This is a genomic window from Streptomyces longispororuber, from assembly GCF_024448165.1.
GTDB classification, from domain to species: Bacteria; Actinomycetota; Actinomycetes; order Streptomycetales; family Streptomycetaceae; genus Streptomyces; species Streptomyces longispororuber_A.
Genome location: NZ_JAMOLN010000109.1, coordinates 24189 through 34079, shown reverse-complemented (window position 1 = coordinate 34079; position 9891 = coordinate 24189). Strand labels below are relative to the sequence as shown.

The window sequence follows — 9891 nt, the reverse complement described above, 5'->3', positions numbered from 1 at the left end:
ACCGCCACCCTCTCCGGCGCCCACGTCCGCTCCGTCTCCTGAGCCGGGCCGCACCGCCAGGCTCCACGCCCTGACCCGGCACCCCGTGTCCGTCGCCGTGCTCGCCGGACTCGTCGCCGTCGGCGTCGGGCTGCTGCTCGTCGTGGGCGCGGGCGCCGACCCGGCCGTCGCCGGGGCCGCCCTCCGGGAGGGGATGTTCGGCTCGCCGTACGCCATCGGCAGCTCCCTCGACTCGGCCGCCGTGCTCGCCCTCATCGCCATCGGCTTCACCGTGGCCCACCGCGCCGGACTCGTGAACGTCGGCGGCGAGGGCCAGTTGTGCGCGGGCGGTACCGCCGCCGCGGCCACCGGCCTCGCCCTGCCCGCCGGAACGCCGGGCGTCCTCGGGGTGCCGGTGATCCTCGCCGCGGGGTTCCTCGCCGGGGCCGCCTGGGCGGGCATCGCCGCGTGGCTCAAGGTCCGGCGCGGCACCAGCGAGGTGATCACCACGCTGCTGCTGAACTTCGTCGGCATCGGGATGGTCGCCGTCGCCGTGCACGAGGAGGCGCTGCTGCGGCAGCCCGTCACCTCGTCGGAGACGCTGCCGCAGTCCGCACCGCTGCCCGCCGGGGCCCAACTGCCCCTGATCGGTGGCCCGGAGTCACCCGCGACGGCCGTCGTCGTCATCGCCGCCGTCCTCGCCGTGGTGACCGGCGTCGTCCTGCGGCACACGGCCGTCGGCCTGCGACTGACCGCGGTGGGGCACTCGCCCGCCGCGGCGGCCCGCCTCGGGCTGCCCGTGGGCCGGCTGGAAGGCGGCGGCCTCGCCTTCGCCGGCGGACTCGCGGGCGTGGCGGGCGGCTGTCTCGTCGCCACCGCCCCGTACGTCCTCGCCGAACACTTCTCCTCCGGTTACGGCTTCTCGGGCCTCGTCGTCGGCCTGCTCGCCCGCGGCTCGCTGACCGCCGTCGTCGCCGCGAGCCTCCTCTTCGGCTTCCTCACCAGCGGCGGCATCAACCTCCAACTCGCCGCCCAGGTACCGGCGTCGACCGTCCAGATCGTGCAGAGCGTGCTCGTCCTGGTCATCGCCGCCGCCCTGCTCGTCACCCACCGCCGTACCGGGAGCACGTCATGAGCGCCGTCCTCGACGAACTCACCGCCGGCGGCGTACGGATGGCCCTGCCGCTGCTGCTCGCCTCCTCCGGGGAACTCCTCAGTGAACGTGCCGGAGTCCTGAACCTGTCCGTCGAAGGCATGATGCTCACCGGCGCGTTCGCCGGCGCTGCCGGTGCTCACGCCTCCGGCAGCGCGGCCGTCGGCGTGCTGACCGCGCTCACCGCCGGTCTGCTCTTCGCAGCCCTGCAGGCCCTGCTCAGCGTCACCCTGCGCGCCGACCAGATCGTCACCGGCATCACCGCCAACGCCCTCGCCCTCGGCGCGACGACCTACGGCTCCCGCCTGCTGTTCGGCGACGGCTCGCAGGACGCGCTGCCCGGCTTTGACCCGCTGCCCGTACCCCTCCTGCACCGCATCCCCGTCCTCGGCCCGGCCCTGTTCGAGCTGACCCTGCTCGGCTACGCGGCCCTCGCGGTCACCGCCGTGCTCGCCGTGGCGCTGAGCCGCCGCACGACCTGGGGACTCGCCGTCGACGCCGTCGGCGAGGACGCCGTCACCGCCGACCGCTGCGGCCTGCCCGTGCGGACGATCCGGTACGCGACCGTGCTGCTCACCGGCGCCACGTCCGCCCTCGCGGGCGCCCAGCTCGCCCTCGCCGACGTGCACGCCTTCAGCGACAACATCACCGGGGGCATCGGCTATCTCGCCGTCGTCGCCGTGATCGCGGGCCGCTGGCGCGCCTGGCCGACGCTGCTCGCCTGCCTCGTCTTCGGCCTCGCCCAGTCCCTCCAGTTCGCCGCGCCCGCCCTCGGCCTGCACCTGTCGGCACCGCTCCTGACCACGCTGCCCTACGTGTTCGCGCTCCTCGCGGTGAGCGGACTCGTGGGCCGCAGCCGCGCCCCGGCCGGGCTCACCACCCCGTTCGTACGCGGCAGCTGACCCGCCCGCGCGCCCCGCACCCGCACCCGTCCTCACCCGGGAGAATCCGCACGATGACCCTGATCCTCACCCGCTCCACCATCCGCACCCTGCTGGCCGACCAGGTCGAGGCGGTGGAGGCGGCCGTGGCCCGGGCCCACCGCGACCTCGCGCAGCGCCGGGCGGTGCTGCCCGTGCCGCCCGCGATGCAACTCCCCGGCGGTGACGGAACGTTCGTGGCGATGGCCGCGGCCTCCGCCCCGGACCGCCTCGCCACCGTCAAGCTCCTCGCCGACCTACCGGGCAACCGCGCCGCCGGACTGCCCGTCCAGCGCTCCGCGGTCCTCGCGGTCGACGCGGAGACCGGTGCCTGCGCCGCCCTGCTGGACGGCGCCGAACTCACCCGGGTGCGCACCGCGGCCGCCACCGCCGTCGCCACCCGCGCCCTGGCCCGCCCCGACGCGACGACCCTCGGCCTCGTCGGCACCGGGCCCCTCGCCCGCGCCCACGCCCGCGCCCTGCTCCCCGGCCGCCCCTACGACCAGGTCGTCCTGTGGGGCCGCACCCCGGAGCACGCGCACACCCTGGCGAACTGGATCACCGCCGAACTCGGCGTCCCCGCGAAGGTGCTGGACGATCCGCGCGCCGTCACCGAGGCCGCCGACGTGCTGTGCACCCTCACCCCGTCCCGCGAACCCGTCGTCCGCGGCGCCTGGCTCGCCCCGGGCCAGCACGTCAACGCGGTCGGCGCGCCGCCCCGGCCCGACCACCGCGAACTCGACACCGAGGCCGTCGTCCGCTGCCGGATCGTCGTCGACGCCTACGACACGGCACGCACCAAGTCCGGCGAGGTCCTCGTCCCGCTCGCCGAGGGCGCCCTCGGCGAGGACGACTTCCGCACCGAACTCGGCGACGTCCTCACCGGGCGGGCCCCCGGCCGCACCGCCACCGACGATCTGACCCTGTTCGACTCGGTGGGCGTGGGCCTCCAGGACCTCGCCGTGGCCCGGATGCTGATCGACCTGGCCCGGGAGCGGGGGACGGGCATCCCGGTCGACCTGGGCGCGTGACCGCCCGGACCCGGACGGGCCGGGACCTGCTCCGCCCACCGGCGAGGGCCCCGGCCCGGCCCCGTCACAGCCGGCGCCACCGTGCCTCCGCCCACGAGAACATGCCGAACACGGCGAGGCCCATCGCCACCGCGGCCAGCAGCCCCGGGCCTGCCGGGGTGTGGCTGAAGGACCGCAGCGTGTCGTCCATGCCCTTGGCGTCCCCGGGGCTGTGGCGCACCGCCGCCACGACGAGGAAGACCCCGACCGCCGCGAAGACGCAGCCGCGCGCCGTACCGCCGACCGTGCCGAGGACGTCCACGCAGCGCTCCGCCACGGGGGACATCTCCGACGTCCGCAGATCCTTGCGGTAGGCGCGCCGGATCGCCTGGACGGCGATCCACCCCGCGGCACCGACGGTGCCCAGACCGACGGCCGCCACGATCCACTGCCCGGCGGGCCAGCCGAGGACGGTCGCCGTGAGGTCGTCGGACTGCTGGTCGGACGCGCCGCTTCCGCTGCCCCGGTCCCCGGCCGCGTAGGCGAGCACCGAGTAGCTCACCACGCCGTAGAAGACGAACCGGCCCGCCCACAGCAGCCGTTCGCGCACCTCGTCGTGGCGGAACGCCGCCCGTGACAGGCACCAGAGCGCGAGCGCGCCGAGGGCGAGTCCGAGCGCCGCCAGCAGGAGCGTGCCGAACGGCTGGTGCGCCACCTCGGCCAGCGCCCCGCCCCGGTCCGCCTGGCGGCGTTCGTCGCCGGCGAAGGAGATGCGCAGGGCCAGTGCGCCGATGAGCAGATAGACGATGCCGCGCGCGACGAACCCGGCCCGCGTCGCACCGCGCGCGGCCCGGCCGTCGGCGACCCGTCGTGCCGTAGCGTCGATTCCCATGGCTGCCGGATGCCCCGCCCCGCGCCGGACACGCTCCCGGCCGGCTGGGATCATCGCCGGCATGACGACGACACGGCGATGGAACGGCGGCCCGGTCACCTTCCGGCAGGCGACGCCCGCGCAGACCGGTGACGTGCTGGGGGTGCTCGACGAAGCCGCCGGCCGGCTTGCGGACCGGGGGATCGCCCAGTGGCCGGCCCGCTTCGAGGCGGCCTGGATCGAGGAGGCCCTTGAGCGCGGTGAGACCTGGCTCGTCCACACCGACGACGGGATCGCGGGCACCGTCACGCTGGACCGCGCCGACCCGCTCTGGGCGGACACCGCGGGCGACGCCGTCTATGTGCACCGGATGGCCGTGCGCCGCCGGGCTGCGGGCCTCGGCGCGGTCGTCCTCGACTGGGTCCAGGACACCGCCGGCCGCGACGGCACACCCACCGTGCGCCTGGACTGCGTGCGCGACAACGACCGGCTGCGCGCGTACTACGCGTCCCACGGATTCGCCCATCGCGGCGACGTCCCGGTCACCGGCGCCCCCGGTCAACGGGACGCCGGCGGACCCGTCACCTGGGTCAGCCGCTACAAGCGCACCCGGCCCCCTGCCTGACCGCGCCCCGGCGCCGACATAATGGCCCGGTGACCGTCACCCCCACCCCCAACTCACCGTCCCCGGAGCGCACTTCGGTCGTCGTCGTGGGCGCGGGACCCGCCGGGCTCGCCCTCGGCACCGTCCTGCGCGACGCCGGGATCGACTGCGTGGTCCTGGAGTGCGAGACCCGCGCGTTCATCGAGCGGCGCCCCCGGGCCGGCGTCATCGAGGAGTGGGCGGTGGACGCCCTCGACCGGCGCGGCCTCGCCGGGAACCTGCTGAAGCGCGCCGAGCGCCACACCGCCTGCGCGTTCCGCTTCGACGGCGGGCAACACCGCTTCCCCTACACCGAACTGACCGGCCGTCACCACTTCGTCTATCCGCAGCCGCTGCTCGTCACCGACCTGGTCCGGGAGTACGCGGACGTGCGCGGCGGAGACATCCGGTTCGGTGTGCGCGACGTGACGGTGCGGGACGTCGGCACCGACCGGCCGACGGTGACGTACACCTGTGCCGAGACCGGTGAACAGCGCGTGCTGCAGGGCGAGTTCGTGGCCGGCTGCGACGGTGCCCGGGGCGTGACCCGCCGCGCCCTGACCGATGTCGGTGCCCGCGTCGCCCGGCACGACTACGGCATCGGCTGGCTGGCCCTGCTCGCGGAGGCGCCGCCGTCGGCGGACTGCGTCCTGTTCGGCATGCACCCCGACGGGTTCGCGGGACAGATGCCGCGCAGCCCCGAGGTCACCCGCTACTACCTGCAGTGCCCGCCCGGCGACGACCCCGCGAACTGGCCCGACGACCGTGTCTGGACCCAGCTCCAGCGGCGCCTGGCCGCCGACGGGGCGGCGCCGCTCACGGAGGGGCGGCTGATCGAGAAGCGGGTCCTCGACATGCACGACTACGTCGTGGAACCCATGTCCGTCGGGCGGCTCTTCCTCGCCGGGGACGCCGCCCACCTCGTCGCCCCGATCGCCGCCAAGGGCATGAACCTCGCCCTGCACGACGCCTTCCTCCTCGGCGACGCCCTCGTCGCCCACCGGGCCGGCGACGACAGCGCGCTGAGCACCTACTCACGGGACTGCCTGCGCCGGGTCTGGGACTACCAGGAGTTCTCGCAGTGGCTGTCGGAGGTCTACCACGGGATCTCGCACGGCGACCCGTTCCGCGCGGGCACCACGCTGGCCAGGCTGCGCCGCCTGTCCACCTCGCCCGCGGCGGCGGCCGCCTTCGCCGAGCAGTACCTGGGCACGGCCGACCGCTACTGACCGGACGGGTCCCGGGCGTCACAGCGTGACGGCGATCCCCACGTGCGGCTTCTGGCGCAGCCGCAGTCCTTTGCGCAGCCAGCCGCCGACCCGGGAGAGCAGGTACTTCTCGGCGAGCAGCACCCGGGTGGCGGCGGTCTCCGCGTCGTCGAGGATGCGGGCGGTGCCGGAGGCCGTCGGCGCGTCCGGAGCGGTGCGGCCGCGCAGATCGCAGACGGTGACGTCGACGGCGGGGTTGTTCCGGATCCGCTTGACCTTCCAGGAGTCGGCGGCGGTCAGCACGAGCAGCTCACCGTCCCGCTCCACGTGCCAGAGCGGCGTCGACACCGGGGTGCCGTTCTTGCGGTAGGTCGTGAGGCTGATGTACTTGCTGGGGCGGATCTCGTCCATGGCTGACACAGCCGCGAGCTTAGATCAGCATCCGCCCCGTCGGCGCTCCGGGGCTCAGCGCATGTCGGCGGGCCGCTGCGGGCCGTCGAAGGGGAAGCGGCGGCGGAAGTCGTCCGCCGCGTCCTCCAGCGTCACGAACGACACGCCCTCGTGCCCGGAGACGTACTCGATGAAGCGCTCCAGCATGAGGAGCACCTGCGGGCGGCCCGACACGTCGGGGTGCAGGGTCACCGGGACGACGGCGTAGTCCAACTCCCGGTGCACCCAGTCGAACTGGTCCTTCCAGTCCTGTTCGAGGGCGCGCGGCGACACGTAGCCGTGGCTGTTGTGGGAGTGCTTGTTGAACATCATGGGCGGCAGGTCGTCGACGTACCAGTTGCCGCAGAACTCGACGAGGTCGACCTCGTGACCGTGCACCAGCGGCTTCATCCAGTCCTTCGCCTCCGCCGAGTAGTCGATCTTCGTCCAGGAGTCGCCGACGCGGGCGTAGAAGGGCGTGAAGTCCCGGTAGTTCTGGGAGTGGTCGTAGGAGAAGCCGTACTTGTGCAGCAGCGCGGCCGTCGACTCGGACATCTCCCACCACGGGGCGACGTACCCCTTCGGCCTGCGGCCGGTGAACTCCTCGATCAGGTCGACCGACTTGGCGAGGACATCCTCCTCCTGCTGCGGCGTCATCGCGATCGGGTTCTCGTGCGAGTAGCCGTGCGCACCGATCTCGTGGCCCGCCTCGACGACCATCCGGGTCTGCTCGGGGAACGTCTCGATGGAGTGGCCGGGGATGAACCAGGACGTGCGGATGCCGTACCGCTCGAAGAGCTTCAGCAGGCGCGGGGTGCCGATCTCGCCGGCGAAGACGCCGCGCTGGATGTCGTTGGGCGAGTCCTCGCCGCCGTAGCTGCCGAGCCAGCCGGCAACTGCGTCGACGTCGACTCCGAGGGCGATCTGGATGTCCTTGGGCATGGGTGAACTGCTCCTTGTACGGGGGGAGTCGGGCTGCTGGGAGAGTCGGGTCGGTGGGGGAGTCCGTTCAGCGGGGGAGCTGAGCGGTGAGTTCGGCGGTGGCCGTGGCGAGCGCATCCGTGTCGGTGGGCGTCCAGGCGCGCTCGCGCGTGCTGTGCACGGAGATCCAGCCGGTCAGCGCGCCGCCGCTCTGCACCGGCGACAGCATCTGGGCGCGCACGCCGTACACGTCGATCAGGGCCTGCGGCGGGTGCGGGGCGTCCCGGAAGTGCGGCTGCACCAGCGGGCGCCGCTGGGCCTCCAGCCACTCGACCGTGTTCAGGCGGCGCTGGTCGAGGGAGGCGTCGCGGCGGATGGAACGGACGCCCGGGCGCAGCGCCTCGCCCGCGGTGAGGTCCACCGCGAGCCCGTGCGCCGGCAGGTCGACCCGGAACGTCGTCCGGTCGGCGCCGGTCGCCCGCAGCAGCTCCGTCAGCACCTGCTGGATCCGGGCACGGAGGCTGCCGTCGCGCAGCAGCTGCCCGTACCCGCCCCAGGACGGTCGCCCCCCGGCCAGGTCGAGCGCCCGCCACAGGGTGGCCGTCACCGAGTCGAACACCGGGATGTCCAGGGCCCGTTCGAGCCGCTCGGCCTCGAAGGCGCCGTACACGTTGGTGCACACGACGGCGATGGCCTGCGCCCCGTCGGTCGCCGCCGCCTCGATCTGCCGGGCGACGTCGGCGGCCGGTATCCGGGCGAACGCCTCGTTGTCGGCCTCGCCGAACGGCTCCGCGAGGACGCAGTCGACGCCCTCCTTCGCGTACGTCTCCACGATCGCGTCAGCCACGTCGCGGGTGTAGGGCAGGGCGAGACCGAGCCTGCGCACGCCGTACGCGGTACAGGCGTCGAGCAGCGCCAGCGTCGACGTGGTCGCCGGGATCCCGGTTCCGGCGGTGAGCGCGGCTGCGAGGGCGCGGTCCCGCTCCACACCGAGCCAGGATCCCGACGTGCCGTTCCACACGAGGACGTCGACCTTGGCGTCGGCGAGCTGCCGGGCCGCCGCCAGCATCGGCTCCGGGTCGAACTGGGCGTCGCTGCCCGCGTCCAGGGCGATCCGGGTGACCGGCACCCGGGCGAAGTGCGCGGTGGCCGCGTCCGCCGACCCGTGCAGCAGCCCGTACGTCACGGGCTCCAGACAGGTGTTGGAGGACGGGGTGAGCATGCCCACCCGCAACGGGCGTACGGAGTCGGGGAGTTCGGACATCAGGCGGCAAGCCTCCGGGAGTAGTCGATGACCAGGGACGAGACGGTGAACAGGACGCCCGCGCCGACGAAGTACAGCAGCGCCCAGGTGTAGGAGCCGGTGCCGCCGACGATGAAGCCGACCGCGATCGGGGTGACGATCCCGGCGATGTTGCCGGACAGGTTCATGGCGGCGCCCACCACACCGGCGTTGGCGCGCCCGCCGAGGATCGACGGCAGCGACCAGTACAGGCCCGCCCAGCGCAGGAAGAACAGCACGACGGACAGGAGGAGGACGGCGGTGAGCGCGTCCGGGACCAGGACGACGCCGAGCAGCCCGCCGACGACGGCCGCACCCGCCACGCCCATGAGCGTGCGCAGTACCGTGTTGGCCCGGCCGCCGCGGGCCTGCCAGCGGTCCGCGAGCCAGCCGCCGAGCAGCTCGCCGACGAAGCCGGAGCCGAAGATGACGAGCGTCGACCAGCCGATGGTCTTGATGTCGAAGCCCTTGGTCTCCGACAGGTACAGCGGGCCCCAGGTGAGCACTCCGTAGAAGACGCCGTTGAAGCCCATCCAGCCCAGGCACATGCCCCAGAACGAGCGGTACTTGAGGTAGGCGGAGAGCCGGGCCCTGACGTCGGCGACGGGGCTCGCCGCGTCCTCCTCGGCATGCGCGCGCTCGACGTACGCGGCCTCGGCGGCGTTCACCGCGGGGTGCTCGCGCGGGGTGTCGCGCAGGTACCACAGGGCGAACGCGCCGACGGCGACGGTCACCACGCCCGCCACCACGAAGCTGGCACGCCAGCTGCCCGTCCAGGCGATCAGACCGGAGATGGCGATGCCGCCGAGCGCGGAGCCGAGCGGCGCGCCGCCGTCCATCAGCACGGCGCCGCGCCCGCGCTCCTTGGCGGGCAGCCAGTGCGCGTTGAGCTTGCCGCCCGCCGGCATCACCGGTGCCTCGACCGCGCCCAGCAGCAGCCGGTAGCCGAGCAGCGAGCCGACCCCCGTCGAGGCGGCGGTCAGGGCGGTGGCGAACCCCCAGCCCACGCAGGCGCCACCGGCCATCCGGCGCGGCCCGAACCGGTCGATGAGCTTGCCCGCGGGGATCTGCATCAGCGCGTACGTCCAGAAGAACGCGCTCAGCACGAACCCGGTGACCTCCTTGGACAGATGCAGGTCCTCGGTGATGAGCGGGAGCGCCACGGACACCGAGCCGCGGTCGATGTAGTTGAGCGTCACGACCCCCAGGAGGAGGACGAAGACCCTCCAACGGGTGCGGCTGGGACGGGAGTTCGCGGCGTCGGGGGTAGGTGCGGGCGGTGCGGGTCTGACGGTCTGAACTGGTGGTTCCGTACGCTCCGAGCGGGGAGTTGGCATGGTGGACCCTCGGTTCGGGTGGAGTGAGTGGAGGATCGTGCGACGGCATGGGGACAGACGGACACGTCTCTGACGTGCGCCTTACCGCTTATGGCATACCAAAGGATGGAGAGCCGGAGCCTGCTCGTCAAGGGTTTG

Annotated in this window: 10 protein-coding genes; 5 read left to right on the top strand and 5 right to left on the bottom strand. The window is 73.8% G+C overall.

The features are described 5' to 3' along the window. The 3 genes from M4J07_RS27565 to M4J07_RS27555 all read left to right on the top strand — a co-directional run. The coding region (locus tag M4J07_RS27565) for an ABC transporter permease (RefSeq protein WP_255975850.1) at positions 1–1114 on the top strand (1114 nt) is incomplete at its 5' end. Next, entirely contained in the window at positions 1111–2034 is a 924-nt protein-coding gene (locus M4J07_RS27560) for an ABC transporter permease (RefSeq protein ID WP_255975848.1), read from the top strand. The genes M4J07_RS27565 and M4J07_RS27560, both read left to right, overlap by 4 nt. A gap of 53 nt (positions 2035–2087) precedes the next feature. Beyond that, complete coding sequence (locus tag M4J07_RS27555) at positions 2088–3083, top strand: ornithine cyclodeaminase family protein (RefSeq protein ID WP_255975847.1); 996 nt, start codon at positions 2088–2090, stop codon at positions 3081–3083. A 64-nt stretch (positions 3084–3147) separates the two neighbouring features. Here M4J07_RS27555 and M4J07_RS27550 read toward each other — a convergent pair whose 3' ends face one another. After that, entirely contained in the window at positions 3148–3954 is an 807-nt protein-coding gene (locus M4J07_RS27550) for a DUF1206 domain-containing protein (protein WP_255975845.1), read from the bottom strand. A gap of 61 nt (positions 3955–4015) precedes the next feature. On the opposite strand from M4J07_RS27550, the gene M4J07_RS27545 reads away from it, so the two are divergent. Continuing rightward, positions 4016–4558 (top strand): GNAT family N-acetyltransferase, encoded by a 543-nt coding sequence (locus M4J07_RS27545; protein WP_255975843.1) that lies wholly within the window; start codon positions 4016–4018, stop codon positions 4556–4558. Positions 4559–4587: 29 nt separating this feature from the next. After that, a complete protein-coding gene (locus tag M4J07_RS27540; RefSeq protein ID WP_255975842.1) occupies positions 4588–5805 on the top strand; it encodes a 4-hydroxybenzoate 3-monooxygenase in 1218 nt (405 codons plus the stop codon). Between the two features lie 18 nt (positions 5806–5823). On the opposite strand, the gene M4J07_RS27535 is transcribed toward M4J07_RS27540, so the two are convergent. The 4 genes from M4J07_RS27535 to M4J07_RS27520 form a co-directional block, all read right to left on the bottom strand. Further along, positions 5824–6195 (bottom strand): PPOX class F420-dependent oxidoreductase, encoded by a 372-nt coding sequence (locus tag M4J07_RS27535; protein ID WP_255975856.1) that lies wholly within the window; start codon positions 6193–6195, stop codon positions 5824–5826. Positions 6196–6249: 54 nt separating this feature from the next. Continuing rightward, the gene (locus tag M4J07_RS27530; protein WP_255975840.1) at positions 6250–7155 is read right to left on the bottom strand and encodes a polysaccharide deacetylase family protein; all 906 of its coding nucleotides are present in this window, start codon (positions 7153–7155) and stop codon (positions 6250–6252) included. Positions 7156–7222: 67 nt separating this feature from the next. Beyond that, positions 7223–8398 carry an aspartate racemase/maleate isomerase family protein gene (locus M4J07_RS27525; protein WP_255975838.1) on the bottom strand — a complete coding sequence of 392 codons (1176 nt, stop codon included), beginning with the start codon at positions 8396–8398 and terminating at the stop codon, positions 7223–7225. Beyond that, a complete protein-coding gene (locus M4J07_RS27520; protein WP_255975836.1) occupies positions 8398–9615 on the bottom strand; it encodes an MFS transporter in 1218 nt (405 codons plus the stop codon). Before M4J07_RS27520 ends, M4J07_RS27525 begins: the two co-directional genes overlap by 1 nt. Positions 9616–9891: the final 276 nt, after the last annotated feature.

Bases quoted from the DNA above. Each gene is read 5' to 3' on its own strand.
- M4J07_RS27560 (WP_255975848.1), top strand. From the start codon at position 1,111: ATGAGCGCCGTCCTCGACGAACTCACCGCCGGCGGCGTACGGATGGCC.
- M4J07_RS27555 (WP_255975847.1), top strand. From the start codon at position 2,088: ATGACCCTGATCCTCACCCGCTCCACCATCCGCACCCTGCTGGCCGAC.
- M4J07_RS27550 (WP_255975845.1), bottom strand. From the start codon at position 3,954: ATGGGAATCGACGCTACGGCACGACGGGTCGCCGACGGCCGGGCCGCG.
- M4J07_RS27545 (WP_255975843.1), top strand. From the start codon at position 4,016: ATGACGACGACACGGCGATGGAACGGCGGCCCGGTCACCTTCCGGCAG.
- M4J07_RS27535 (WP_255975856.1), bottom strand. From the start codon at position 6,195: ATGGACGAGATCCGCCCCAGCAAGTACATCAGCCTCACGACCTACCGC.
- M4J07_RS27530 (WP_255975840.1), bottom strand. From the start codon at position 7,155: ATGCCCAAGGACATCCAGATCGCCCTCGGAGTCGACGTCGACGCAGTT.
- M4J07_RS27525 (WP_255975838.1), bottom strand. From the start codon at position 8,398: ATGTCCGAACTCCCCGACTCCGTACGCCCGTTGCGGGTGGGCATGCTC.